This is a genomic window from Curvivirga aplysinae, assembly GCF_009711445.1.
Lineage (GTDB): Bacteria > Pseudomonadota > Alphaproteobacteria > UBA8366 > Aestuariispiraceae > Curvivirga > Curvivirga aplysinae.
This window is the reverse complement of sequence record NZ_SMMC01000206.1, coordinates 23,195-50,138: the sequence shown is the minus strand read 5'-3', so window position 1 is coordinate 50,138 and position 26,944 is coordinate 23,195. Positions and strand designations below refer to the sequence as shown.

The following is a 26,944-nucleotide window of genomic DNA, read 5'->3' as shown; positions in this document are numbered from 1 at the left end:
TTGGAAAATAATTGATTAACCGGAGAGATTTAATTAGTCCACATCTTTGGTTCAAATGACTTCTTTATAAATGGTACTGTCTTATCGAAAAATTAACTTCGGTTAACAAAAGGGAAATATTCTAAGCATATGTTAACGTTTTTTTAAGATATTACAGTTAAAATACGGCGCACGAGAGTGCGGGCGGGGAAAATAGAGTGAAAGTTTTTAAGCGCAATATCGCGGTGATGAGTGCCATGATTTTTATGGCCCTGGGGATATCTCATGTCGTAGCTGCAGAAAGACTTGAAATCCTCTCTGTTCATTATCCGCCATTTATCATAGAAAATTCGCAAGATGGTCGTCTTGGCTATGATGTTGAAGTAACAGAACTTGCTTTGCGTGAAGCTGGGTATGATCCAGTTTTTGTCTTTCAGGATTGGGAAACTATTCAAAATCGGGTGAAAGATGGGAGTGCAACGGCTATTCAAAGCTGTACACATACTCAAAAACGAGAAGAATGGATAGAATTTTCAAATCCGTTGAGTTATTCAACAAGGGGATTCTTTGCCCTGAAAAGAAATATCAGACTAATTGAGCCCGTTATGTTGGATGCGCTTGACAAATACTCGGTAACGGCTGTGAAAGATTATGGGACTGCTTTTGAATTGGAAAATGCAGGATTATCTTTGGGTGAGAAGCCACTTACAGACAAGGATGCATTTTTTCAGCTGGAGGATGGTGGTGTTGATTTATTCTATTCCACGGGTGAATTCGGAAAGTGGTATGCGCAAAAAGAACTAGGTTTTGATGATAGTTTACGGTTTTATAAACGTAAGGGGCGTCCATACTATCTTTGCGTAAGTAAGAACTGGCCTAATTATAAAACTGTTATTAGTAAATTCAACAACGCCTTAGCAAGAATTCGCCAAGATGGGCGATATGATAAAATTCATGCAAGATATGGTAACTAGTTTATAGTGGATGGCTGCTTTCTGCGCCTTTTTTCTGCCGTATTTCGGCAATATTAATTATAGTTTCTTTAAAGATAAAATTAGTGAGGCTATTCGTCTGGTCAAAAGCTTTTCTATATTCTATAGAGCTTAGACGTTAGAACATTCCTTCCCATTAAAGTTTAAGATCGATCTTTTCATGAATATATTCTCTCCTTTACGCCGTCTATATGACTGGACTATGGATTTAGCGGCTCATCCCTATGCGATTTGGTGGTTGGCATTAGTGGCCTTTGCAGAAAGCTCCTTTTTTCCAATCCCACAAGATGTGATGATGATCCCGATGATTTTGGCGGCCAGAGAAAAAGCATTTAAGATTGCTTTGGTTGCAACAATCGCAAGTGTCCTTGGCGGTGGCGCCGGATATATGATTGGCGCGGGGCTATATGATGTGGTTGGTCGTCCAATTATTGATTTTTATGGATATGGCGAAAAGTTTGGCACCTTCCAGGGTTGGTATGAGCAATGGGGCGAATGGATTGTCGCGGCTGGCGCCTTTACGCCTATCCCTTATAAAGTGATTACAATTGCAAGTGGCGTGGCTGAGATGGATCTGGCAAGCTTTATGTCCGTTTCTGTTGTTGGGCGTGGTGCACGTTTCTTTGCGTTAGCGGCCTTGCTTTGGTTCTTTGGAGAGCCGATCCGTCGATTAATTGAAGAAAGATTTGGTCTGATGACAACGCTTTTCTTTGTTCTGGTAATTGGCGGGTTTGTGTCCTTGAAATTTATTGTATAACGAAAAATAGAAATATCTTGCTATGTGACTGGATAGAAGATGCCAAAGATTGAGTTATTTGCAGCGCGCACGGCGGCTTGGGTCCTTTTGATAAGTGCCGTTCTGGTACTAGGGGCAGCCCATATATTTGAATATGGGTTTGGGTATGAGCCGTGTAAACTTTGTTTGTATCAACGCTTGCCATGGTGGTTGGCAATTGGGCTTGGATCATTGGCGGTTAATTTCCGTCGTAAAGTCCATCTGATGGTAATTTTTACCGTTATGGGTGGCTTGGCATTGTTAGTCGGAGCGGGAATTGCCGGATATCACACTGGGGTGGAATATAAGTTTTGGGAAGGGCCAAGCGGCTGTAGCGGTACAGTTGGTTCTGCAGATATGTCACTAGATGAACTAAAAGCGGCTATTATGAGCGCAGCGCCAGTGCGCTGTGATGAGATTCCATGGAGTTTGTTTGGTATTTCTATGGCTGGATATAATTTCCTACTTTCTTTAGGGTTTGGTCTGTTCATTATCTATGCTGCGTGGTTTAATAAGCGCAAATCTGTGATTGGTTAATTTGTACAAGGTCTTGAATGATGACTGAAACAAAAAAGAAACTCGGTCCGAAATATCTTCCTGGCGATTTATCTCCCGATAAAGCATTGGAACGTATTATTCGTGTAGATCAAGCGGGAGAATACGGCGCGAAACGTATTTACCAAGGTCAGATCGATGTATTGGGAGACACAGAAATTGGTCCAACCTTGCGCCATATGCAGGATCAAGAACAAGAACATCTTGATTATTTTAATGATCAATTGGTGAAGCGCCAAATTAGACCCACAGCCTTAACACCATTTTGGCATGTTGCGGGATGGGCCGTTGGTGCCGGCACGGCAATGATGAGCAAGGAAGCTGCAATGGCCTGCACGGTTGCAGTTGAAGAAGCTATTGATGAGCATTATGCCGAACAACGGGATCGTCTGATCGCCGAAGATCGCGAACATGAAATGGTTGAAACAATTGAAAGATTCCGTCAGGAAGAACTAGAACATCGCGATATTGGACTTGATAACGACGCGGAACAAGCTGCGGCTTATCCGTTGCTATATCAAGCCATTAGCAAAGGGTCTAAATTCGCCATCTGGTTGGCTGGGCGTATCTAGTGCAACCATTTAAGGACATATTTTCCAAGTAAGGGGTAAAGATTAATGGAAGATCAATTAACAATTTTGCAAGAGTTTTTACTGATTATTCAAGACTCCGTGGTCGGGTATGGTCCCGATATTCTTGGCGCGATGATCACCTTGATTGTCGGATGGATTCTAGCAGGTTTCTTCAAAGGTTTGGTCACGCGGGCGTTGCATCGCGTTCCTAATATGGATGAAACGCTGGTGCCAATGTTATCCAGCATGGTGAAATATGCTGTTCTGATTGTCACATTCGTTGCTGTATTATCCCAGTTTGGTGTTGAAACCACCAGTATTATTGCTGTTCTTGGTGCTGCTGGTCTTGCAATTGGCCTGGCGTTGCAAGGCACCCTACAGAATATCGCAGCTGGTATTATGTTGTTGATGTTGCGTCCCTTTAGGAAGGGCGATTTCATTGATGCAAGCGGCATTATGGGAACTGTAGAAGCGATTAATCTATTTACGACTGATATGAAAACCGTTGACGGTGTCTATATGGCTGTGCCGAATTCATCTCTTTGGAATTCAAATATCACAAATTATTCCCGTAATCCAACACGTCGTATTCAACAGGTTATGGGCATTTCTTATGGTGATGATGTTGCAAAAGCACGCGGTGTTTTACTTGAGCTTATGGAAAAAGATGAGCGTGTTTTATCCGATCCAGCACCCCAAACAGTGGTTTCAACTTTAAATTCCTCTTCTGTTGATATTACTATGCGTTGTTGGGTAAAGACGGACGATTTCTGGGACGCGCATTTCGATATTTTGGAAAAATCCAAAGCAGTGATCGAAGGTGCCGGTATGTCTATTCCTTTCCCGCAACAAGATGTGCATATGCATCAAGTTGAGGGCAAATAATTAGCAGGTTTGTTATGCCTCGTCCTTCTTCAGAAAAATATCCTTTAGGTGGTCGCAAGCATTTCCGTGTTTGCGACCATCCTGATTGTACTCTGGAGGGAGAGCATCGCGCCCCGAAATCAAGTAACAATTTACAAGATTATTTCTGGTTCTGTCTGGATCATGTGCGGGAATATAATGCCAATTGGAATTTCTGCGAAGGCATGGATCAGTCTGATATTGATACCATGATCAAAACAGATGTTTGTTGGGGACGTCCCACATGGCCATTGGGTAATAATGGGGGGCATGCGCACCCCAAATCTAAAGCACGAGATGCTTCTGGGAAACGACCAAATTTCAAAGGAAAAATATATGACCCATTTGAAATTTATGAAGAAGCGACAGCTCATTCAGCGAAAGCAAAAAAAGCCAAGCAAGATGCATTTAGATCACATCCTGAGATGGAAGCTTATATGATTTTGGGATTTGATTATCCCGCAGATGAATTGGAAGTGAAGGCACGCTACAAAGAATTGGCAAAAGATTTACATCCAGACCTGAACCAAGATAACCCCAAAGCCGTAGAAAGATTGAAATCCGTTAATCAGGCTTATTCGCGATTGAAAAAGTCTTTTTCCTGACATTTCTGTACGATTTAGAGTGCAAAAGTTGATAAGCGGGTTTAAAGGTATTTCAACACGCTAGGTTTAGGGTGAGTCGGTTGACTTAATCTGCCCCATACCTTTCATTAAAAATTAAGGATCAATTGGTGACGCTATGACAAATATGAGCGATGCAAATTCTTTGGATACAGAAATCGTAGATACAGACAGCCTTGTTGCGCCGGATATTGAAGTATCTGTAAGCGAAACATTTGGTATCGATTCTGATATGAAAGTGCCTGCTTTCTCCAAACGTTCAAATCATGTCCCAGAAGTTGATCCAACCTACCAGTTTGATCATGACACAACTATGGCTATTCTTGCTGGATTTGCCTTTGATCGACGTGTGATGGTACAAGGTTATCATGGCACTGGTAAATCCACCCATATTGAACAAGTTGCCGCACGTTTGAACTGGCCTTGTATCCGTATTAACCTTGATAGCCATATCAGCCGTATTGATTTGGTGGGTAAAGATGCAATTGTTTTACGTGATGGAAAACAAGTAACAGAATTCCAGGAAGGTATCCTTCCTTGGGCATTGCAACGTCCTGTGGCTATTTGTTTTGATGAATATGATGCAGGTCGTCCGGACGTGATGTTTGTGATCCAGCGTGTATTGGAAAAAGCTGGTAAGTTGACCTTGCTTGACCAAAGTCGCGTGATTCATCCAAATGCGAACTTCCGTCTATTTGCGACGGCCAACACCATTGGTTTAGGCGATACAAGCGGTTTATATCATGGTACACAACAAATTAACCAAGGTCAGATGGACCGTTGGTCCGTTGTGACAACCTTGAACTATCTGCCACATGATGATGAAGTTGATATTTTGTTGGCGAAATTGCCGGAATATGACAGCGAGGAAGGCCGTGCACGCATCAATGCGATGGTGCAGATGGCTGACCTAACACGTGCCGGCTTTATCAATGGGGATATTTCAACTGTGATGAGCCCACGTACCGTGATTACCTGGGCAGAAAATACAGCTATCTTTAATGATCTGGCTTTTGCCTTCCGTGTGACCTTCTTAAACAAATGTGATGAAACAGAACGTTCAATCGTGTCTGAATATTATCAGCGTTGTTTCGGTGAAGAATTAAAAACAGATACTCGCGTGCAAATCGGTTAAGGCCTGATTTCGATATTCTGTTTGGATTTATTGGTGTTGCATGAGCAAGGATAAGCAAGAAGCGATAGAGGATTTCAAGCAACGAAATGCAGCGGCGTTTCGGGCGATTACAGGTATCTCTGATATCGAAGTGTCATATGGCAGCGAACCTGCACATATGGCGGGTAGCCGTGCGCGTTTACCTTATCCAAATCGTGAAATCAATGACGAGGCAATTGCACGTTCTCGCGGTGAAGCAGATTTACTTGCCATGCGTCTTTCCGGTCATGATGCCGCAAAACATCAACGTAATCGCCCAAAAGGGGATATGGCACCTTTAATCTTTGATATGTTGGAAGAAGCGCGTATCGAAGCATCCGGTAGCCGTTTTATGGAAGGGGCACGTGGCAATATCGCGGAAGCCTTGGAACAACGTTATATGCGTCTTGGCTATCATCGTATGAAGGAAAAGGCTGATACAACTTTGCCAGAAGTTGTACGTCTTTTGGCCCGTGAACATATGACGGGCCAAGAAGTCCCACCATCGGCCAAAGAAATTGTCGATTTATGGCGCCCGGATTTGGAAGAAAAACTGGAAGAAGCGCTGGATGACCTTAAACCATTAATGACTGATCAGTCTGCATATGCGAAGGCTGCCCGTGACCTTATCCGTCAAATGGATGTGGATATGGGGATGGAAGAGCCGCAAGATTCTGAAAGTGACAGTGAGGATACTGAAGAATCTGAAGAGCAAATGCAGGATAATCAAACGCAAGGTCAGGATCAGAACGAAGACGGTGGTGAGCAAGAAGCCGAAGGCGAGGAAATGCAAGCAGAAGCGGGTGAGGGATCCGAAGATGCAGAAGGCATGACCGATGATGAAATCCAAGACATGATGATGGATGATATGCTGCCGTCACCGGGGGACGAACAATCGTCTGATGCATCAAAAGGCTGGCGTCCGGAAAATGATCTGAGCAATCTGCCAAAAGAAGATTTCTATTCGATTTTCACCAAAGGGTTTGATGAAGTTATTCGCGCAGAAGATTTATGTGATCCAGAGGAACTAGATCGTCTGCGCAGTATGCTAGATCAACAATTGGTTCACTTGCAAGGTATCATTGGCAAGCTGGCTAATCGTTTACAACGTCGTTTGATGGCGCAACAAACCCGCAGCTGGGACTTTGATCTGGAAGAAGGTATTCTTGATTCCGGTCGCTTAAGTCGTGTTGTAACCAACCCAACCCATGCGCTTTCCTTTAAATGGGAACAGGATACTGATTTCAAAGACACGGTTGTGACTTTGTTATTGGATAATTCTGGTTCTATGCGTGGCCGTCCGATTACCATTGCCTCTATGTCAGCGGATATTTTGGCGCGTACGTTAGAGCGGTGCGGTGTGAAAGTTGAAATTCTGGGCTTCACGACCAAGGCTTGGAAGGGCGGTCAATCCCGTGAACAATGGATTGAGGATGGCAAACCGGGTAATCCGGGACGATTAAATGATCTGCGCCATATCATTTATAAAGCTGCAGATGAACCTTATCGCCGTGGTAAGAAGAATTTAGGCTTGATGTTACGTGAAGGCTTGTTGAAAGAAAATATCGACGGCGAAGCTTTGCTTTGGGCGCATGACCGTTTACTAGCGCGTCAGGAAGATCGCCGTATTTTGATGGTAATTTCCGACGGAGCCCCTGTGGATGACAGTACCCTATCTGTGAATAGTGGTAATTATTTGGAACGTCATTTACGTGATACAATTGATTTTATTGAAAATAAGTCACCTGTAGAGTTATGTGCTATTGGTATTGGTCATGATGTGACCCGTTACTATGAACGTGCGGTTACGATTGTCGATGTGGAACAATTGGGCGGCACAATGATGGAACAATTGGCTGATTTATTTGATCTAAAAGCTTCTGTTTCCGGTGGAAAATCGCAACGTAAAAGTTACGTTTCTTAAGCGGTAGAGATTTTTATCTAAAATCGCCTTTACTAAATAGTTAATAACTTCAATACTATATCTACCAATTTAGTTGTGAGGTTATCATGTTGTCGTCTCTGTCCAAGATTGCCTATACATTCAGTTTTATTGTTTTAAGTCTGTTTTCGGTTCAGGCTTCTGAAATTACTTGTCCCAAAAATATAGCTGTGATTGAAGGCGATCCATTAGGGGAGCTCGCGGCAAAGACGCTTATATCTACCTATAAAAATTTAGGTTGTGAGGTCACGACGATTGCGAGGCCCGGTTTACGTGGTATCGCAGATTTTAATAAAGGTCTGGTAGACGGGGAGTTGTTTCGTCTTGAATTGGTTGAGAATGCCTATGAACGAGAATTTGTCAGATCAGCAGTGCCGCTACTTTCTTTGAAGAATTCTTTGTGGCTTCATAGAGAGGCCGACGGGTTTGGTTCAAATACTGTGATCGGATATGTGCCAGGGATCAATTGGCATAAAAAAGTCGTTTTAGAAAATGCCTTAGAAGGATATAGCTATGTGCCTTTCCACACGGAAACCGAACTGCATAAAGCGTTTGAATATCGAAAGATTATTGGTTTTTTAAGCGAGAAACAGACAATTGATATTTTGATTGCACAAGAGAGATTTAAGGTTAATCCAGTCGAAGAACATAGCTTCGGTGAGCGCCCACTCTATCATTATCTGGGACTTGAGTTTATAGAATTTATGGATGTGTTTTCAGACTATTTGAAAAAAGAAAAACCCTATCAGCATTTAAACTGATAGGGCGATAAAAACTATCTTTGAATAGCGATTAATCGCTTTCACCGTCATAAACCGCATCATCGCTGTCGCTTAGATCAATGGGTACACCAAAGCTTCGTTTCGATGCGTGGATACCTTGCGCAGAGCGCACATGAGCAACATTTTCTTCTTCAGTGAGTTCTTCGGTAAGGAATTTATTGTAGCTTTCCATGTCACGGGCAACGATCTTTAACAAGAAATCGGTTTCACCTTGTAACATGTGGCATTCGCGTACTAAGGGCCATCCGTTTACTTTATCTTCAAAATTGACAAGGTCTGTTTTTGCCTGACTTTTCAAACCAACAAAAGCGAAAACAGTAACACCATAACCAAGGAATTTTTCGTCAACTTCCGCATGGTATCCTTTGATGTAACCGGATTCCTCAAGGGCGCGAACACGACGCAAACATGGCGGTGCTGAGATACCTGCACGTTGAGCCAGCTCAACATTGGTCATACGACCATTATCTTGCAGATCGCTCAGGATTTGACGATCAATTCTGTCCAATTTAGTACGGCGCATTATTTTACCCTTTCAAATTTTGGGCTTCTTTTAAAACATTCTTACGGTATAGCGCAAGAATATTATTGCGACTACGAACGAAAAAATATGAAAATATTAGTTTAGGAAGGGAAAGTAGGGGTGCAAGATCGGTTGCATTTACTTTCGGTGCTCGGCATAGTCCTTTCTGAACCAGCTTACAAGTGAAAATTAAGGGATAGGCGCGAAATAATGCGAATTTGTTGGGTTGTCAGCGAAGATAAGGCCGGAATGATTGCTCAAGCGCGCGGATTGGCGGAATCCCTGCAGGAAAAACTAGAAGCAGATAATCAAGACTTGGAAATCCAGTATCGTCTTATAAAGGGCAAAGCGCCTTGGAAATACCTTCCTAACAAGTTTTGGCCCACAGGTGTTTTTGGCGTGGATTTGGTCGATGGTCGTCATTTTCATGAACCTTGGCCCGATATTGTGATTTCTTGTGCGAGAAAGGCGGCATGTCCTAATGCGGAAATCCGTCGAAGAGCTAAGAAAGCAGGTAAGGATATTTTCACAATCCATATTCAAAATCCCGGGATTGATCCGCAGAAATTTGATTTGGTCACCACCCCGATCCATGATGGGTTAACGGGCAAGAACCTTGTTGAAACCTATGGGTCACTTGGTCGGGTAAACCGGAAGATGTTAGATGACGCCGCGAATATATGGCGGGAGAAATTGGAACATTTACCCAAGCCCCTAATTGCGGTGTCTGTTGGTGGGGATAATAAAGTATACAAATATGGCGCTTCTGACATGAAGGAATTGGCGCGAGGGCTGACGAAAATTGTGGGTCAAACTGGTGGTGGATTGATGGTTACATCGTCTCGTCGCACCAGTCCTGAAAATACAAACCTTTTGAAATCTGCACTTAAAGATTTGCCGCATGTCTATTGGGATGGAACGGGTGAGAACCCCTATTTCGGCTATTTAGGTTTGGCCGATTATGTAGTGGTCACCTGTGACTCTGCCAATATGGTGTCTGAGGCTTGTGCGACAGGTAAGCCTGTTTTTGTTTTTCATGTGAACCCTATGCGTAAGACAAAGTTTGAAATCTTCCACGATCATTTTGAGACGCAAGGGATGACACGTTCATTCATGGGCCAAATTTCGAACTGGTCTTATCCCGCATTGAATGAAACCGCAGAAATTGCGGATTTGGTACTGGACAAATTGGACTGGTTGACTAAATAAGGCCTTCCTTTCAATCATCAAACGGTCGTTTTGATGAATAGACATCCAATAAAATCGCCCCTATAAGTAATATCACAGACATTTAATGTATCTGCATGGTCTGTATATGCGGGGGCAAAAATTTATAAAAACCATCGGGAGAGCAGAAATGCCAATGGATTGGGATAAATTGCGTATTTTTCACGCAGTTGCAGAAGCAGGCAGCTTCACCCATGCCGCAGAGAAATTGAACTTGTCGCAATCTGCGATCAGTCGTCAGGTTAGTGCGCTGGAAGAAAGTGTGAAAACACCTCTTTTCCATCGTCATGCGCGCGGTCTTATTCTGACTGAACAAGGGGATATGTTATATAAAACTGTTCAGGAAGTTTTTCACAAACTGACAATGGCGCAAAATCGCCTGACAGATTCTAAAGAATTACCAAGTGGTCCATTGAGAGTCACTGCAACATTGGGCTTGGGAAATACTTGGTTAACTCCGCTTATTAAAGAATTTATCGAACTTTATCCAGAAGTTGAACTGCATCTTATCTTATCAGATACGGAAGTAGACTTATCTATGCGTCAGGCGGATGTGGCCATTCGTATGTCTGCACCTCGTCAGCCGGATTTGATTCAACGTCCACTGATGACCGTACGTCATAAAGTCTACGCAGCGGATGAATATATTGAGAAATATGGTGAGCCGAAAGATGGTAAAGATTTGGATAATCACCGTATTATTACTTTTGGTGATGATACACCGCAGCCTGTTTCCACCATTAACTGGTTGATCCATACAGATGAAAGTCTTGATAATCCCCGTGTGCCGATCGTGATGGTAAATAATATCTATGGTATTTATCGGGCGGCTAGAAGCGGTCTTGGGATTGCATCAATCCCAGAATATATGATACCGGAAGAAAGTAACTTACAACATATTTTGCCTGAACTTGAAGGGCCACCTATTCCGGCATATTTCGTTTACCCAGAAGAGATGCGCCACTCTAAACGCATCACTGTTTTCCGCGACTTCTTGTTGCGTAAAGTGGCTGAGGCAGATTTCTAACTTTATCCATAAGAGGATTACATAATGGCAAAATGGCAATGGTTGAAAGCGGCTTCAATAGCGGCTGTATTGGTCATGGGAAGTCAGGTGAGTATAGCGCAAGCGCAACAGGCACCAAAGGTTATTGCCACTGTGGCTGGGCAGGAAATTACAGATCGTGATTTTGAACAAGCTTATGACAGTTTACCAGCTCAGCTACGCCAAAGTCGTAGCAAGGAAGAACTTTATCCTCATGTCTTAGAGTTATTAGTTCAACAAATTGCTGTGGTTAGTTCTGGACGTGCTGCAGGTATCGCTGATAGTCCTTATGTGCAACAGCAACTAAAGGCGCTTGAGAACCGTTTAGTACATGATATATACGTGCGTGAAGCTGTCCGTCGTCTTATTACTGACGAAATGCTTCGTGAGGAATATAATCGCTACATTACCACGGCACAATTTGGCGAAGAAGTTAAAGCGAGACATATTCTGTTAAATACAAAAGCAGAAGCAGAAAATATAATTACATTAATGGGACAGGGGAATGATTTTGCGTCATTAGCCCAACAGTATTCTGTGGGCAGTTCCGCGCCGTCAGGTGGTGATTTAGGTTATTTCCCACGTGGTCAGATGGTGAAAGAGTTTGAGGATGTGGCTTTTGGAATGCAGCCCAATACCTATACATCAAACCCGATACAAACCAAATTCGGCTGGCATGTGATTTTGGTTGAAGATAAACGCCAAGGACAACCACCTAGTTTTGAACAAATGTTACCGCGACTTCAACAAGTTGTCGGTGAGGCTTTAGCGTTTCAGGTTGTACAAGATGCCATCAAAAAAAATCAGGTGCAACGTTATGATTTACAAGGAAATCCAATTGATGCGCCGGCATCTGATATTCCTGAGTTGAGAAGCCTTTTATCCCAGTAGAAATTCTGTATATACTTATATTTCAAGTATGAGATCCTAAGAACACCAAGATTATTTGAGGGTATGCCATGTCTGATATTTCTCCTTTAGCGCCAGAACATTTTCCAAAAATCCCGGTTATCAAAGGGGTCAAATTAGGCGCAGCGGAAGCCGGTGTAAAATATGAAGGCCGTACGGACCTTTTCTTGGCTGAACTGGCAGAAGGGTCTACCGTTGCAGGTGTATTAACTCAATCTTTGACCCGTTCTGCACCTGTTGACTGGTGCCGGAAGGTTTTACCGAATGGCGAAGCTCGTGCCATTGTTGTGAATTCTGGCAATGCGAATGCATTTACTGGTAAATCTGGTGTTGTGACAACGGAAGCAATGGTTAGCGCTACTGCAAGGACTATTGGTTGCGAGCCTGAAGAAGTCTTGGTGGCATCTACAGGCGTAATTGGGGAACGCTTACCTGTAGAAAAAATCGAAGCAGCTTTACCGGGGTTGAAAAAAAGTTTGAAAGCCGGGAATTGGGAAACCGCCGCTGAAGCCATTATGACCACGGATACTTTTCCAAAAGCGTCCTATCGCTCCGCAAAAATTGGGGGTGTTGAAGTTCAAATCGGTGGTATCGCAAAAGGGTCTGGTATGATTGCTCCTGATATGGCCACCATGCTTTCGTTTGTTTTTACCGATGCAAATATTCCAGCCTCTGTTTTGCGGCTGATTTTAAAAAGAGCAGCGGATAAATCCTTTAACTGTATGACTGTAGATGGCGATACCTCAACAAGTGATACATTGATTATGGCTGCAACAGCCAAAGCAGATCATCCAATCCCGTCCACAGCAGATGATTTGATTTTAGAAGAATTTACTAAAGCAGTAGATGAAGTGATGATCGATCTTGCGCAACAAATTGCAAAAGATGGTGAAGGCGCAAGCAAATTTATCACCATTGATGTAACAGGCGCTGATAGTGATCGGGCTGCGAAAACTGTGGCGCTTTCTATTGCTAACTCCCCATTGGTGAAAACTGCGATTGCCGGCGAAGATGCCAATTGGGGTCGGGTTGTGATGGCTGTTGGTAAGGCGGGCGAACGCGCCGATCGTGATACGTTAACAGTATCAATGGGTGGTGTTGTCATTGCTGAAAAAGGCGAAGGTGTTGATGGGTATGATGAGGCACCTGTTGCAAACCATTTGCAAGGCGATCATGTAAATATTGCTGTTGATTTAGGAATAGGGGATGGTCAGGCACGGGTTTGGACATGTGATCTGACACATGGTTATATTTCTATCAATGCGGATTATCGCTCTTAAGTTAAAGTCTGGAAAAAGTTATGGAAAGTGGATGCTGGCAAGCGGGGGAGCGTGCTGAACAAGCAGCGAATCCAAAGAAGATCATATTGGTCGTCGCGGTTGCGATGGTTGACCCTGATGGGCGTGTGTTGATTGCGAAACGTCCAGAAGGAAAATCCATGGCGGGTCTTTGGGAATTTCCGGGGGGTAAGGTGGATGAAGGTGAAACCCCTGAAGCTGCTTTGATACGTGAACTTCAAGAAGAGCTTGGTATTGATACCCGTGAAAGCTGTTTAGCTCCTGTTACTTTTGCATCTCATGAATATGATGATTTCCACCTACTTATGCCTCTCTATGTATGTCGTATGTGGGAAGGAGAACCCCAATCCAAGGAGGGGCAAGAACTGGCATGGGTTCGCCCTGTAAAACTACGTGATTATCCGATGCCACCCGCTGATATTCCGCTGATTGCGATGCTGCGAGACTTACTTTAACAAGCGGCATTTAAATCAAATGCAAGATGATGTTTCTTGCTAGATACAGGTCTGTTCGATAATTAAATTATACATTCGTAAAAAATAATGAAAGCGGATGGGCGGGTATTAGTGGATTAAATTGTTTTGTTTAAGATTTTATATTGCCTGAAATGTTCTGCGGAACTTAAGGAAGGCTGGAAAGTTTGTGGAAAATGTGGTGAGCCGATTCCAGATGGATTGGAAATGAATGGTGATGCCCAATCGAAAAAATTTAAAATCAGAGATCCGCGAAGCTTAGATCGTTCCAAAACGCCTGGTAAGACAAAAGTAGCAGTTGTTTTATTCGTGTTTTTGCCTATTGCAGCCCTACTTTATTTTGCTAATAATTTTTATCAAACGTCACTTGAACAAGATGATCAGACACGAATTTTGATGTTGAAACAGCATCTTTCAAAGTTGAATGAAAATGAACATCGTGCGCGCCTAGAAGTATACAGACGATTGATGAATCTTGATGGTGAAAATAAGGACTACATGATCAAGTTTGATTATCACAGGTCCCAAATCAAGAAGGTTGAAGCGAGAAATACTAAGAAAAAAAAGGAAAAGTTTCGCCCAAGTCTGCGAGGCTTTGGCACTCTGGCGCAAGAGATTGATGGCGCAAAAAATATTTTTGGATGTAAGCAGACTAAGGATCAGTATCTAAAGGTAGGGCCTGAAGAAGAAAAGCGGACCCGATTTAGCTGCCCTTATGAAGATAATCATTTGGTTGTTTGGTATGTGAATGAGGCCAAGAAAAACGGCAAAACTGAAAGCAGCCAATTGGTGTGGTCTGGTCAGGAAGTGAATCAAGACACAATTAAAGGCGTCATTCAGCCAAAAGATGAGGTGGAAGAAGCTTTAAAAGCTTTTGTGGATCATTATGCGCCTGAAAATATATTAACCTTGGAACAGGCCTTTAGAGAAACCAATAAAGGCCGGGTTGTTAGTCGCCATTATATCTTCGATTACGAATTCAAACTCTCAGAAGAAAAAGAGTTTGAACGCACAATTACAGTGATTCCAAGACAATAAATTATTCAGGGCTTTGGATCCTAAACTTTTGATAGGCCATGGATAGGGCTGAAACCCCTATTGCGATACCAAAATAGTTAAAACTATGTTGGATCAAATGTAGGAAAAGTTGCACGACTAAGCTCTCAGTTGGAATATTGATGGCAACGAGAATTGTAAATAAAACCATCTGAATAATGATTTGAATAAAGGCCAGGGGGATTGGTGGTAAGATAGCCAAAATACCCAAGCGCCAGCCATTACCATTTGTTAAATTCCAACAGTCTTTTAGATCTAAGCTATCATCCACGGCAGCTGCTGGAAAAAGCAAACTTAAGCGTGCGAATGTCAGGGTAAGAACTGCAAAGGCGAGAATTGTACCAAAGGGGCTAATCATAAAACCGCCAGTTCCCGGAAGTAACGAGATAAGTAAATTCAAACCAATCATAATACCAAAGGAAATGCCCGCAATTTGAATGAGGCGAACAAGAAACTTTGTCTTTCGTGTGTCCCATTTTAAGGCGGAATAGATGGTGATATCCGCTTCGCCGACCAGCCATTTACGATGCCACGCAACAGCGAACATTACATACAATAATGTGTTTACAATCAAAATCGGAATGAAAGACATATTTACGCTTGGCACTTGTGTCTCTGGATCAATAACTAGCAAAGGCTCCGGGTATAGATGAGTTAAGACTGTCCCAAGTATACTTAATCCAATGATAGGCAACGCCGCCATTGCGATGAAGTTTTTCCGCTCGCCAGTCACATAAAAGAAGGCGTCTTTAAGCATACCAATAGCTGGAAGATAATATTTGTCACTCATTTGATGCTTATCCTTCTTGAGTATCAGTCAGGAAATCTGCCAAGCTCGTTTGGCCACTTCCCGGTTTTGCAGGTTGTTGTTGGCTTGGGTCTGGTGCCCAACCATGCATATAGATGATGACAAAACTAGCCGGAATACGGCCTTCATCATTTGTGTGTTTTTCAGCATAAATTTCTGCGGCACGCATAAATAACTGGCGAGATGAAAAACTCTTTACCCGTTCATGAACCGCATTGGTTTCACCCATATTGCGTAAATCCTGTGCCAGTTTAAATAAGTTTTCATAGGTAACATCAATGACTTCGCTATCCAGAACTGGAAGGTTGAAACCCGCCCGCTGCATCAAGCTACCTGCATCACGGATATCCGCAAATGGTGAAACCCGTGGGCTAATGCCACCTGAAAGCTCAATCTCTGCTTCCATAATGGCAGAGCGCATTTCAAATAAACTTTCACCACCCATCATACTGCCCATAAACAAACCGTCTGGTTTTAAGCTTTGGCGGATTTGGGCAAAAGCACCGGGCAGGTCATTCACCCAATGAAGAGATAGATTGCTGATCACCAGATCAAGGCTTTCCGGCTTAACGGGTAAGAGGTCTTCATTGGCGACGAAGCTAGCCGCGCGTGCATTGGCTGTTTTTGCATAGGCCTCTGCCATATCGCATTGGATAAGATGTTTTACCTTCTCAGGGCAGTTTTGAAGCCAATGATGAACTTCGCCGCTATGACATCCGATATCTAATGCCAAATCAAAATTTCGACTAACATCCAGTAAGCGATCTACCAGACGATCTGCAACTTCCATAAACAGGAAATTAGCATCACCAAATTCCTTCTCGGCGGTGATTTTTGCTGCACGTGTGCGACGCATACGTACGACATTACGGTCAAAAATATTCACCGCATCGGAAGAGGGTGTGAAAGATGTATCAGTCATAAGCCGCACTATGTCTATCTAGGCGAAAAAGGCAAGCCTGAAAACGCGGCTATAAATGGGACTTGGGTGTTATCTGTCAGTGATGATGGTCTTAGTAAGATATTATTTAAGAATTTTGTTTAATTTCTTTATTACGGTATCTCGGATATTTCGCTTTTTAAATGAGGTGGGGATATGTAGTAGGAAAAAAGTCCAATTATATGCGTAGATGTCTCTATCATGCGAAGCGATGTAATCTCTTAGTTCGATTGTTGAATCCCGATTATAGGCCCATAGTATTTTATCTTTGACTTGAATGGAATAAAAGGCATCCGCAGGCCAATTTAAAAAATGGCGCCGCCTTGTGCAGCAATTGCTACAAGAAACGGCACCAAATTGACTGCTTTTGTTTGAAAGATAAGATGATTCATGATTCCAGTCTTCTGGTGTGTATCCATCAGGCAACTCATGAATTGCCTGAGTAGAGTTACCATGTAAGTTGGCACAATAAATTGCGCCATGCCATGAATGGCCCGAATCATTTTTGAATAAACGATATTCAAAAAGATCATTTTGTTTAAAAAAAGAAATGTCTTTCTTAAGTAAGATTTTCACTATCGCACCATGTTCGAATAAAGCACGTTTACCGCATGAGGGGCATTTGATATCCAGTTTGTTTGGAATCTGGTGAAAATCGTATAAGTATGACATCTTGATTTTAATTTAGCAGCTTAACTTTTCCAAAAAGTTTATCGTTACTTCGATAGAGAGGCAAGAAGCTAAATGAATGTTATCAATCCGTTAAATAGAAGGTGATGGTGGTGACAATGCGTATATCTTTCTCAATTTTTGCTGTGTCGCCATATTCTTCACCCGCATCGCGAACGATAAAGCCACCTTGTCGTGCATTTCGAATGCGCCCCACATTTGCACCGGCATTTGACGCAAATTCATTTGCGGCGATACGTGCGTTTTGTGTCGCTTCTTTTAGCATCTCTGGCTTAATTTCATTTAATTTGGTGAAATAATATCTTGGGGCATAATTCTCGATATCAATGCCTTGCGTGATCAGTTTGTTGATGCTGGATCTTACAGTTGAAACCAAGTCTACTTTATCAGTCTCAACATCAATAGAGCCTGTCAGTTGATGTCTTTCATCTACTAAGTTTTGATTGTCATCCCGATATTCCATATAGGAATAATCAATCACACCGAGTTTGATTTCACTTTCATCAAAGCCATTTTGTTTAAGCAGGTTGATGATTGTTTTTTGGTTTTCTTCGGATTTTTTATAAAGCGCAGGAATATCTTCGCTTTTATATCCCGCATTCCTAAAAATTATGGTCCAGTTGGCACGATCCGCTTTCACGCGTTTTTCTGCTAAACCTTTTGCCTCTGCCGTGTTGAGGGCAACTTTGGCGTTATACATGGTTTGCCCGATGAAATAGCCACCAAGGGTTATTCCTAAAGCTAGAAATAAACCTAAAAATATAAACCCTGTCTGATTTGGTTTTGACATATCCTCTCCTGACTATCGTGATTATCACGATAAAGATTAATTTCCTGAAAGGTAGACTCTCAGGTATTAATCAGGCGGAAATATGTCAGGAATTTAACGATCTATAGACAGGGTTTTTAGTAATCCTCAGTTTTTACTTCTTCCAGACATTGTTCAAGTGCTTGTTTGAAATAGGAGGCTTCTTGCGCGCCGGAAATCAAATATTTATTATCTAAAACAACAGCAGGAACACCCTGAATGCCTAGGGAAAGCCATCGACGCTGATTTTCGCGAACGGCTTCCACGTAACGACCATCTTCCAACACAGATTTTGCGTCGTTTTTATCTAGGCCGATGGCGCCCACGACATCTAAAAGTGTTTCACTCTCAGAAATGTTTTTCTGGTGGGTGAAATAAGCATCAAATAAGGCAAGTTTGAGGTCCGTTTGTTTACCTTGTTTCAATGCCCAATGTAAAAGTTGATGTGCCGTGAAGGTATTATAGATACGCATGTCATCAAAAAAGTTGAACTGGAACCCTAAATCCAAACCATATTGTATAAGTGTTTCACGAATATTAGCGCTTTGTTCAGGGGAAGAGTTATATTTTCTGATGATATGATCGCGAAGGTTCTCACCTTCCATCTCCATATCAGGATTAAGTTCAAACGGGTGCCACTGAATTTGATAATCTATCCGACCCTGCATTTCTTCAAGCGCAGAAAGTAAGCGTTTATAGCCAACAACACACCACGGACAAACCACGTCTGAAATGATATCTATGTGAATAAAAGGTTTCATGATCTGTCCTCTTAAATCTTTTGCACAAATTTATGCTGACATTCCCCGTCAGGATGCATTATGTAGGAACTATCTTTTCTTATTAAACCCTATATAGACTAAGAACAAATAAATAGCTGTATGTGTGATATATAGGGTGCGGGGTGTGATTATGGCTGTCGGTTTGCAAGTAGATGCAACAACACGTGAAACGAATAATCTAATAGCAATTGTCTATCTTATGATTGGTATGGCTTTGTTAAGTGCTATGGATGCCGTTGCAAAGACAATGGTCGAGGCTCAATATCCGGTGGCACAAACACTGGCTGTCCGAAGCTGGATTATCGTACCTATTTTGCTTATATGGGCCTTGGGACAGCGTAATAATCTCAAGAATATCAAAACTCAGAGATGGAAAGCTCATATCTTCCGTGCTGCGATTGGATTTTGTGCGCCATTCTTTTTCTTTACGGCTTTAGGTGAGATGCCGCTGGCAGATGTCACAGTCCTGTTTTTTGCCTCACCATTTATTATGACAGCTTTATCCGTGCCGCTTTTTAAAGAGAAAGTAGGTTTTCAGCGCTGGATTTCTATTATTGTGGGCTTTGTTGGTGTGATCATTATCGTACAGCCCGGTAGCACAACATTCCAATCAGCGGCAATTTGGGCTTTGGTGGGTTGTTCGGCTTATTCTATTATCGGACTGATGGTGCGTTGGATGAGTGACACGGAATCTTCTTTCTGTCTGGTTTTCTATTTTAATTTGGGCATTTTAGTTATTGCGTCAGCCTTTATGCCATTTCAATGGGTGCCTATCCCGTTAGAGGATTTATGGATGTTTGTTGCGATGGCCTTATTGGCGATGGTGGGGCATATATTTTTAACCAAAGCTTTTGCAATAGGTGAAATGGCGACGGTAACGCCATTTGAATATTCCACATTGATATGGGCTGTCCTTTTTGGTTTTGTTTTCTGGGGGGATTTACCAGAAATGCATGTTTGGTGGGGCGCTGCCATTATTGTTTCTTGTGGCATGTATATTTTGTATCGTGAAAAGAAAAAGGCTAAGACAATTACGCCACCTGTGACAGATTTGCCTTAATTAAGTGAAATATGAAAAATCTTTCACTTTAAAGGCTTTTTTACCGCTATTTCTGCTTTCTTGCGCATTGTTTTCCATGAAGGCTTGGTGTAATAGGAGGGTAGAAATATATGAAAAAGTCGGAGCAGTATCTTGAGCGAAGATAATCTTACCCACCGGAATAGCTTTTCCTATGACGATTTAATCGATTGTGGTCATGGCAAATTGTTTGGTCCTGGTAACGCATTGTTGCCTTTGCCAAATATGTTAATGATGGACCGTATCACAAGCATCACCAAAGATGGTGGTGAACATGGAAAAGGCCATATTTTGGCTGAATTGGATATTAAACCTGATCTTTGGTTCTTTGATTGCCATTTCCGTGGTGACCCCGTCATGCCAGGTTGTTTAGGCTTAGATGCAATGTGGCAATTGACTGGCTTCTTCCTTGGCTGGATGGGTGGCAAAGGTAAAGGTCGCGCATTAGGTGTCGGTGAAGTTAAATTGTCTGATATGGTGCTACCCACAGCCAAAAAAGTAACTTATGAAATCACCATGAAGCGCGTGATTATGCGTAAATTAATCATGGGCGTCGCTGATGGCATCATGAAAGTTGATGGTAAAACAGCTTGTGAAGTTACTGATATGAAGGTTGGCCTCTTTATTCCTCAAGAAGCTTAACTATATAAAGAATTATGAAAGCTTGTCTGTTATATTCATGGGCAAGCTTTCACTTTATAATCTGATCGAGAATGTTAAATTTTCATTGATCATTGTGAAATAAAATAAATGTAGCAAATTTCCTCTATATTTATGAATGCAATTTGGTACATTTTGTTAAATATACAATTAGCATAGAAAAGGGGCTTCCCCATGCGTCGCGTCGTTGTTACCGGTATCGGTATCGTTTCCAGCATCGGAAATAATCAAGAAGAAGTTCTGGCATCTTTGAAAGAAGGTAAGTCAGGTATTGTTCATTGTGAAGATTATGCAGAACGTGGTTTCCGTAGTCATGTCCATGGTGCCGTTAATCTTGACCCGACAGAGCATATTGATAAGAAATTGATGCGTTTCATGGGCGATGGTGCAGCTTGGAACTATATTGCCATGGAACAGGCAATCGACGATGCGGGCCTCGAAGAAAATGACGTGTCGAATGAGCGTACGGGTTTGATCATGGGCTCTGGTGGTCCATCTACTAAAAATATGCTTTGGTCATGGGATACAGCGCGTGAGAAATCTGCGAAACGTGTGGGTCCATTCATGGTGCCACGTATTATGTCTTCCACAAACTCTGCGACATTGGCGACCCCGTTTAAGATTAAAGGTGTGAACTATTCGATCAGTTCTGCTTGCTCTACATCTGCACATTGCATTGGTAGCGGTATGGAGCAAATCCAATGGGGCAAACAAGATATTGTCTTTGCTGGTGGTGGCGAAGAATTAGACTGGACATTGACCGTTGTGTTTGATGCGATGGGCGCCCTAAGTTCTAAATACAACGATAACCCATCTAAAGCGTCTCGCGCTTATGATGCGGCACGTGATGGTTTTGTTATCGCCGGTGGTGCGGCGGTTCTGGTTCTTGAAGAATTGGAACATGCGAAAGCACGTGGTGCGAAAATCTACGCTGAATTAGTTGGTTATGGCGCAACATCTGATGGTTACGATATGGTGGCACCATCTGGTGAAGGTGCGGTTCGTTGTATGAACCAAGCCCTTTCCACAGTGAATGGCACAGTTTCCTATATCAATGCACATGGTACATCCACACCAGTTGGTGATACCAAAGAATTAGGCGCGGTTCGCGAAGTATTCGGGGACGCTGAAACAATGCCAGTGATTGGATCTACCAAATCCTTAACAGGCCATTCTTTGGGCGCGACAGGTGCACAAGAAGCAATCTATTCCTTATTGATGATGAAAGAACGTTTCATTGCTGAATCTATTAACATTGAAAATCTTGATCCGGAAGCAGAAGGCATGAACATTGCCACATCCCGTATCGATGATGTTGATATCGACGTTGCGCTTTCCAACAGCTTCGGCTTTGGCGGGACAAATTGCACATTAGCAATGCAACGTTACACAGACTAAGCTTTTAAGGGGAAAAGAATATGTCTGAAAATAAAGGTGTTATGAGCGGTAAACGCGGCGTGATTATGGGGGTGGCGAATGACCATTCCATCGCTTGGGGTATCGCAAAACTCTGTGCTGAACATGGCGCAGAACTCGCATTCACATATCAGGGCGATAGCATGGAAAAACGTGTGCGCCCATTGGCAGAATCTGTTGGTTCTGATTTCTGTATTCCATGTGATGTGGAAAATGATGACGATATCCAGCGTGCCTTCACTTCCATTGGTGAAAAATGGGACAGCATTGATTTTGTTGTTCATGCGATTGCTTATTCTGACAAGAATGAGTTGAAAGGCCGTTATGTGGAAACAACACGTGCCAATTTTGCGCAAACAATGGATATTTCTTGCTACAGCTTCACGGCAGTTGCCGCTGCAGCTGAACCATTGATGAAAAATGGTGGTAGCTTGGTGACCTTGTCTTATTCCGGTGCGGAACGTGTGATGCCTTCTTATAACGTGATGGGTGTGGCGAAAGCAGCGCTTGAAGCATCTGTTCGCTACTTGGCACAAGATTTAGGTCAAAATGGTATCCGTGTGAATGCGATTTCCGCAGGGCCAATGCGTACCTTGGCTGGATCTGCGATTTCCGGCGCACGTTTTGTTTATAACTGGCAAGCAGATAACGCACCAATGCGTCGCAACATTACATTGGAAGATGTTGGTGGTGCTGCAGTTTATCTGATGTCTGACCTAGGTGCCGGTGTCACAGGTGAGGTTCACCATGTGGATAGCGGTTACCACGTAATCGGTATGGCTGTGCCACAGTAAACCAATACTCTATATTGATTCATTAAGCAGCCGTTTAAGAATTTAGACGGCTGTTTTTTTATGCAGTCGAAGACATGATGCGTAGATATGTGGAGCCTCTATGACAACAGGATTCAAGACCACTCCTAAAAGGAGTTGTATTTGTGCTGCAAATTTTAATTTTAGGGCGGTATTACCCATAGGATCCCGGCTTTAGCCGAGGGTATCTATTGGTAAACGTGCATTTATCTGGAAATCTGTCGTTTTCATGCTTGACCAAAAGCCACAGAAACAGGCAAAAGGAAGGCTATTTTAAAGAATAAAAACGCCTTTTGGATAAGGACGGGATCCATGCATCTTTTAGCAGCCACACCAGGTGCCGTAGACGACGGTTCAGAAGCAATCGACCTAGGTCAAACGCCGAGTGATATCGTTATTTTGACTGCCGCTGATACGGAAGTATCCTGCTTTGCTAAAGCACAAGCTATTCGTCTTCAAGAAGATGAAAATACGCCTTCCGTTCGCGTTGCCAATCTGCTTCATCTTGGCCATAACTATTCCGTTGATCTTTATGCTGAAGAAATCATTTCGAATGCGAAATTGGTTGTTGGGCGTTTGCTTGGCGGGCGAGGTTATTGGGAATATGGGGTTGAACAATTAACCGCCATTTGTCGTGCCAAAAATATCCCCCTTGCATGGTTACCAGGGGATGATAATCCCGATGCAGAATTGGCTGGTTTATCGTCCTTAGGGAAAGAAGAAAGTCATCGTTTATGGCAATATTGTGTGCAAGGTGGCGTGGAAAACGCAACTAACTTCTTGCGCTACGCTTCTAGTTTATTGGGAAATGAAGCTGAATGGATCGAGCCTGCGCCGTTATTACGTGCTGGTATTTATTGGCCTGAATTAACACAACCAAACATTTCCGATCTTCCGTGGAAAGAGGGGCGTCCTGTTGCGGCGATCACTTTCTATCGCGCACTTTATCAGGCGGCTAATACACGTATGCTGGATCAGTTGATTGCGTCTTTGGATGCTGCTGGTGTGAATGCATTACCCCTTTATGCCGCGAGCTTAAAAGATCCAGTATGTGCAGCTCTGTTAACGGAATTAATGGAAGAAGCCAATACGGGTATTGTGTTAAACGCCACATCCTTTGCACTAAGTTCCCCGGGGGCGGCACGAACAGCAACACCTTTTGATAGCTTGGATTGTCCCGTTTTGCAGGTGATTTTCTCTGGCGGGAATGAGGAAATTTGGCGAGAAAATACGAATGGTTTATCGGCACGTGATATCGCCATGAATGTGGCTTTGCCAGAAGTTGATGGTCGTTTGCTAAGTCGTGCGGTTTCTTTCAAAGGGCTTGCGCAACGTGATGAAATTATTCAGGCGGATCTAGTTGAATATCAACCTGTGAAAGATCGTTGCGATTTCGTTGCAAATTTGGCGTCGAATTGGTTATCTCTTCGTCATACAGAGGCAAAAGATAGAAATATTGCTTTAATTTTCGCCAATTATCCAAACCGTGATGGGCGTTTGGGAAATGGTGTTGGTCTGGATACCCCAAATGGCGCGATGGAAGTTTTGAAATCCTTAGAAGGCGAAGGTTATGATATATCTGTGCCTTTTGTTGACGGGAATGCGCTTTTAAGCCATCTGTCCGCTGGGCCGACAAATGCAGGTAATGATGGTCGTGAAATTCGCGAAACACTGGGTTTAAATGCGTATAATCGATTTTTTGATACGCTACCGAAATCAATAAAAGAAGCTGTTTTAGAACGCTGGGGTGCGCCAGAAACGGATCCTTTCTATCTGTCTGCTGGGGATCATGCAGGTGAATTTGCGCTTTCCATCTTTAAACTTGGTAAAATCGTCGTAGGTCTACAACCTGCCCGTGGGTATAACATCAATCCTGTTGAAACGTATCACAGCCCTGATCTTGTACCGCCTCATGGCTATATCGCTTTTTATGCTTGGTTGCGCGAAAGTTATAAGGCCCATGCGGTGATCCATATGGGGAAACATGGAAATATGGAATGGTTGCCGGGCAAGTCTGTGGCACTAAGTGAAGAATGTTACCCTGAAGCTGTTTTCGGTCCATTGCCACATCTTTATCCATTTATTGTCAATGATCCGGGTGAAGGCACCCAAGCAAAACGTCGTGCCCAAGGCGTTATCATTGATCATCTTACGCCACCGCTGACCCGTGCGGAAAGTTATGGTCCATTAAAGGATCTGGAGCTGTTGGTGGATGAGTATTTTGAGGCTGCAGGTGTTGATCCACGTCGCTTGAAAGTATTGAAACGTGAGATTTTAGAACTGACCCGTGTTACAGGCCTGGATAAAGATGCCGGCATTGAAAAATCTGATAATGAAGATGATGCTTTGGCCCAGTTAGATAACTATTTATGCGAATTGAAAGAAATGCAAATTCGTGACGGTTTACATATCTTTGGCCTGTCACCAACTGGCGATCAATTGACCGATTTATTGGTGGCCTTGGTACGTGTTCAGCGTAATCAAGGGGAAGGGGGCGATGCCTCTTTATTACGGGCATTGGCAAAAGATTGGGATTTCCCAATTGAGTTTGATGCGCTTGATTGTGATATGCGCGCTGACTGGACGGGACCAAAACCTGAAGTCTTGACTGATATTATCGACGATAATTGGCGCAGTAATGGTGATACTATTGAACGTATGGAAGAATTCAGTCGCAAGCTGGTTCTGGGCGAAGTAGAAGCTGCGGGTGAACATAGTGAGGCTGTGATTTCTGAAATTCGTGATGTGTTGCGTCCGATGTTGGAATCCTGTGGTGAGGCGGAAATTCAAGGTTTGCTAGACGGGCTTGATGGTCGTTTCGTACAGCCGGGCAGCAGTGGTGCGCCAACACGTGGTCGTCCCGATGTGTTACCAACTGGTCGTAATTTTTATTCTGTTGATACGCGTACCGTTCCAACACCGGCAGCTTGGACCTTGGGTTGGAAATCTGCACAAATGTTGGTGGAGTGTTATGCCCAGGATCATGGGTCTTATCCAAAACGATTGGCATTATCGGCTTGGGGCACATCCAATATGCGTACAGGTGGTGATGATATTGCTCAAGCCTTGGCGTTAATGGGTGTGCGTCCGACATGGGACAGTGCTTCGCGTCGTGTAACTGGTTTTGAAATCATGCCATTGGATTTGTTGGATCGTCCACGTGTGGATGTGACTTTACGAATTTCCGGTTTCTTCCGGGATGCATTCCCAGGATTAATAGATTTGGTGGATAGTGCATCCCGTGCTGTGGCAAAGCTTGATGAATCTGAAATTGATAATCCGCTAGCTGCAAATCTCATTCGAGAGAAAGCTGAATTGTCAGCTCAAGGTATGGATGAAACTCTTGCAGAGAAACAGGCAGGTGCGCGGGTATTTGGTTCGAAGCCGGGTGCTTATGGTGCTGGTCTTCAAGCGCTGATTGATGAAAAAGGCTGGGAAAGTGAAGATGATCTGGCCCGGGCTTATGTGGCATGGGGTGGATATGCTTATGGGGCAGGGGCGGAAGGTCGCGCAGCTCATAATTTGTTTGAGCGTCGATTAAGTCAAGTGGAAGCTGTTCTTCATAATCAGGATAATCGTGAACATGATTTGTTGGATTCTGATGATTATTATCAATTTGAAGGCGGGATGACGGCAGCTGTGCGTATGTTGTCAGGTGACCAACCAACTGTTTATCATAATGATCATAGCCGCCCGGAAAGTCCGAAAATACGTACGCTTCAAGACGAAATTGGTCGTGTAGTGCGGGCACGTGTTGTGAATCCGAAATGGATTGAAGGCGTTATGCGTCATGGATATAAAGGTGCCTTTGAAATGGCAGCAACAGTGGACTATATGTTTGCGTTTGCAGCGACTGCCAAATGTGTAGAAAATCATCATTTTGATGCAGTTGTGGATGCATATCTTAAAGATGAAAAGGTTTTGGATTTCTTGAAGAAGCATAATCCACAAGCGCTAAAGGAAATGTTGGAGCGTCTTCAAGAAGCGCTCGACAGAGGTTTATGGCAAACACGTCGTAATGATGTATTTGGTTTGTTAGAAGAATTGATCGTAAAAGAAACAACTGTTTCGTAAAAAACTTCTATCCGGGGTATAGCCGATCTAATAATCTTGTTATAGTATTTCTATGCAGAGAGTTTACTA

General features: G+C 43.1%; 26 protein-coding genes. 20 read left to right on the top strand and 6 right to left on the bottom strand.

Annotation, left to right across the window (positions count from 1 at the left end):
- Positions 1 to 197: 197 nt before the first annotated feature.
- The 9 genes from E1160_RS14185 (at position 198) to E1160_RS14145 (ending at position 8,255) form a co-directional block, all read left to right on the top strand.
- On the top strand, positions 198 to 953 hold the full coding sequence (locus E1160_RS14185; protein WP_155156307.1) for a substrate-binding periplasmic protein: 756 nt from the start codon (positions 198 to 200) through the stop codon (positions 951 to 953).
- 178 nt (positions 954 to 1,131) lie between these two features.
- Positions 1,132 to 1,728, top strand: coding sequence for a YqaA family protein (locus E1160_RS14180; protein ID WP_155156305.1), 597 nt, complete (start codon positions 1,132 to 1,134; stop codon positions 1,726 to 1,728).
- A gap of 39 nt (positions 1,729 to 1,767) precedes the next feature.
- On the top strand, positions 1,768 to 2,283 hold the full coding sequence (locus E1160_RS14175; protein WP_155156303.1) for a disulfide bond formation protein B: 516 nt from the start codon (positions 1,768 to 1,770) through the stop codon (positions 2,281 to 2,283).
- A 20-nt stretch (positions 2,284 to 2,303) separates the two neighbouring features.
- Complete coding sequence (locus tag E1160_RS14170; protein WP_407923902.1) at positions 2,304 to 2,873, top strand: demethoxyubiquinone hydroxylase family protein; 570 nt, start codon at positions 2,304 to 2,306, stop codon at positions 2,871 to 2,873.
- A gap of 45 nt (positions 2,874 to 2,918) precedes the next feature.
- The gene (locus tag E1160_RS14165) at positions 2,919 to 3,758 is read left to right on the top strand and encodes a mechanosensitive ion channel family protein (RefSeq protein WP_155156299.1); all 840 of its coding nucleotides are present in this window, start codon (positions 2,919 to 2,921) and stop codon (positions 3,756 to 3,758) included.
- 14 nt (positions 3,759 to 3,772) lie between these two features.
- Positions 3,773 to 4,381: a J domain-containing protein gene (locus tag E1160_RS14160; RefSeq protein WP_155156297.1), complete on the top strand. Its 609-nt coding sequence runs from the start codon at positions 3,773 to 3,775 to the stop codon at positions 4,379 to 4,381.
- Between the two features lie 145 nt (positions 4,382 to 4,526).
- Entirely contained in the window at positions 4,527 to 5,534 is a 1,008-nt protein-coding gene (gene cobS, locus E1160_RS14155) for a cobaltochelatase subunit CobS (protein WP_155156313.1), read from the top strand.
- A 40-nt stretch (positions 5,535 to 5,574) separates the two neighbouring features.
- Positions 5,575 to 7,476 (top strand): cobaltochelatase subunit CobT, encoded by a 1,902-nt coding sequence (cobT, locus tag E1160_RS14150; RefSeq protein WP_155156295.1) that lies wholly within the window; start codon positions 5,575 to 5,577, stop codon positions 7,474 to 7,476.
- 86 nt (positions 7,477 to 7,562) lie between these two features.
- On the top strand, positions 7,563 to 8,255 hold the full coding sequence (locus E1160_RS14145; RefSeq protein ID WP_155156293.1) for a hypothetical protein: 693 nt from the start codon (positions 7,563 to 7,565) through the stop codon (positions 8,253 to 8,255).
- A gap of 31 nt (positions 8,256 to 8,286) precedes the next feature.
- On the opposite strand, the gene E1160_RS14140 is transcribed toward E1160_RS14145, so the two are convergent.
- Complete coding sequence (locus E1160_RS14140) at positions 8,287 to 8,799, bottom strand: Lrp/AsnC family transcriptional regulator (protein ID WP_155156291.1); 513 nt, start codon at positions 8,797 to 8,799, stop codon at positions 8,287 to 8,289.
- A 210-nt stretch (positions 8,800 to 9,009) separates the two neighbouring features.
- On the opposite strand from E1160_RS14140, the gene E1160_RS14135 reads away from it, so the two are divergent.
- The 6 genes from E1160_RS14135 (at position 9,010) to E1160_RS14110 (ending at position 14,789) form a co-directional block, all read left to right on the top strand.
- The gene (locus E1160_RS14135) at positions 9,010 to 10,008 is read left to right on the top strand and encodes a mitochondrial fission ELM1 family protein (protein WP_155156289.1); all 999 of its coding nucleotides are present in this window, start codon (positions 9,010 to 9,012) and stop codon (positions 10,006 to 10,008) included.
- A gap of 154 nt (positions 10,009 to 10,162) precedes the next feature.
- Entirely contained in the window at positions 10,163 to 11,053 is an 891-nt protein-coding gene (locus tag E1160_RS14130) for a LysR family transcriptional regulator (protein WP_155156311.1), read from the top strand.
- Between the two features lie 24 nt (positions 11,054 to 11,077).
- Entirely contained in the window at positions 11,078 to 11,962 is an 885-nt protein-coding gene (locus E1160_RS14125) for a peptidylprolyl isomerase (protein ID WP_155156287.1), read from the top strand.
- Positions 11,963 to 12,030: 68 nt separating this feature from the next.
- Positions 12,031 to 13,260 (top strand): bifunctional glutamate N-acetyltransferase/amino-acid acetyltransferase ArgJ, encoded by a 1,230-nt coding sequence (gene argJ, locus E1160_RS14120; RefSeq protein WP_155156285.1) that lies wholly within the window; start codon positions 12,031 to 12,033, stop codon positions 13,258 to 13,260.
- 20 nt (positions 13,261 to 13,280) lie between these two features.
- The gene (gene mutT, locus E1160_RS14115) at positions 13,281 to 13,733 is read left to right on the top strand and encodes an 8-oxo-dGTP diphosphatase MutT (RefSeq protein ID WP_155156283.1); all 453 of its coding nucleotides are present in this window, start codon (positions 13,281 to 13,283) and stop codon (positions 13,731 to 13,733) included.
- Positions 13,734 to 13,859: 126 nt separating this feature from the next.
- On the top strand, positions 13,860 to 14,789 hold the full coding sequence (locus E1160_RS14110) for a zinc ribbon domain-containing protein (RefSeq protein ID WP_155156281.1): 930 nt from the start codon (positions 13,860 to 13,862) through the stop codon (positions 14,787 to 14,789).
- A 1-nt stretch (position 14,790) separates the two neighbouring features.
- Here the strand turns inward: E1160_RS14110 and E1160_RS14105 are convergent, their stop codons facing one another.
- The 5 genes from E1160_RS14105 to E1160_RS14085 form a co-directional block, all read right to left on the bottom strand.
- Positions 14,791 to 15,597, bottom strand: coding sequence for a hypothetical protein (locus tag E1160_RS14105; RefSeq protein ID WP_155156279.1), 807 nt, complete (start codon positions 15,595 to 15,597; stop codon positions 14,791 to 14,793).
- A 7-nt stretch (positions 15,598 to 15,604) separates the two neighbouring features.
- A complete protein-coding gene (locus E1160_RS14100) occupies positions 15,605 to 16,537 on the bottom strand; it encodes a methyltransferase domain-containing protein (RefSeq protein ID WP_155156277.1) in 933 nt (310 codons plus the stop codon).
- Between the two features lie 102 nt (positions 16,538 to 16,639).
- The gene (locus E1160_RS14095; RefSeq protein WP_155156275.1) at positions 16,640 to 17,131 is read right to left on the bottom strand and encodes a hypothetical protein; all 492 of its coding nucleotides are present in this window, start codon (positions 17,129 to 17,131) and stop codon (positions 16,640 to 16,642) included.
- Between the two features lie 178 nt (positions 17,132 to 17,309).
- Positions 17,310 to 18,035 (bottom strand): SIMPL domain-containing protein, encoded by a 726-nt coding sequence (locus E1160_RS14090; protein WP_155156273.1) that lies wholly within the window; start codon positions 18,033 to 18,035, stop codon positions 17,310 to 17,312.
- Between the two features lie 116 nt (positions 18,036 to 18,151).
- A complete protein-coding gene (locus E1160_RS14085; protein ID WP_155156271.1) occupies positions 18,152 to 18,814 on the bottom strand; it encodes a DsbA family oxidoreductase in 663 nt (220 codons plus the stop codon).
- 151 nt (positions 18,815 to 18,965) lie between these two features.
- On the opposite strand from E1160_RS14085, the gene E1160_RS14080 reads away from it, so the two are divergent.
- The 5 genes from E1160_RS14080 to cobN all read left to right on the top strand — a co-directional run bounded on the left by E1160_RS14080 (position 18,966) and on the right by cobN (position 26,875).
- Positions 18,966 to 19,895 carry a DMT family transporter gene (locus E1160_RS14080; protein WP_155156269.1) on the top strand — a complete coding sequence of 310 codons (930 nt, stop codon included), beginning with the start codon at positions 18,966 to 18,968 and terminating at the stop codon, positions 19,893 to 19,895.
- A gap of 132 nt (positions 19,896 to 20,027) precedes the next feature.
- Positions 20,028 to 20,555: a bifunctional 3-hydroxydecanoyl-ACP dehydratase/trans-2-decenoyl-ACP isomerase gene (gene fabA, locus E1160_RS14075; protein ID WP_155156267.1), complete on the top strand. Its 528-nt coding sequence runs from the start codon at positions 20,028 to 20,030 to the stop codon at positions 20,553 to 20,555.
- A 192-nt stretch (positions 20,556 to 20,747) separates the two neighbouring features.
- Positions 20,748 to 21,971, top strand: a complete 1,224-nt coding sequence (gene fabB, locus E1160_RS14070; protein ID WP_155156265.1) for a beta-ketoacyl-ACP synthase I — start codon at positions 20,748 to 20,750, stop codon at positions 21,969 to 21,971.
- 20 nt (positions 21,972 to 21,991) lie between these two features.
- Complete coding sequence (locus E1160_RS14065; RefSeq protein WP_155156263.1) at positions 21,992 to 22,783, top strand: enoyl-ACP reductase FabI; 792 nt, start codon at positions 21,992 to 21,994, stop codon at positions 22,781 to 22,783.
- 330 nt (positions 22,784 to 23,113) lie between these two features.
- Complete coding sequence (cobN, locus tag E1160_RS14060; RefSeq protein ID WP_155156261.1) at positions 23,114 to 26,875, top strand: cobaltochelatase subunit CobN; 3,762 nt, start codon at positions 23,114 to 23,116, stop codon at positions 26,873 to 26,875.
- Positions 26,876 to 26,944 lie beyond the last annotated feature (69 nt).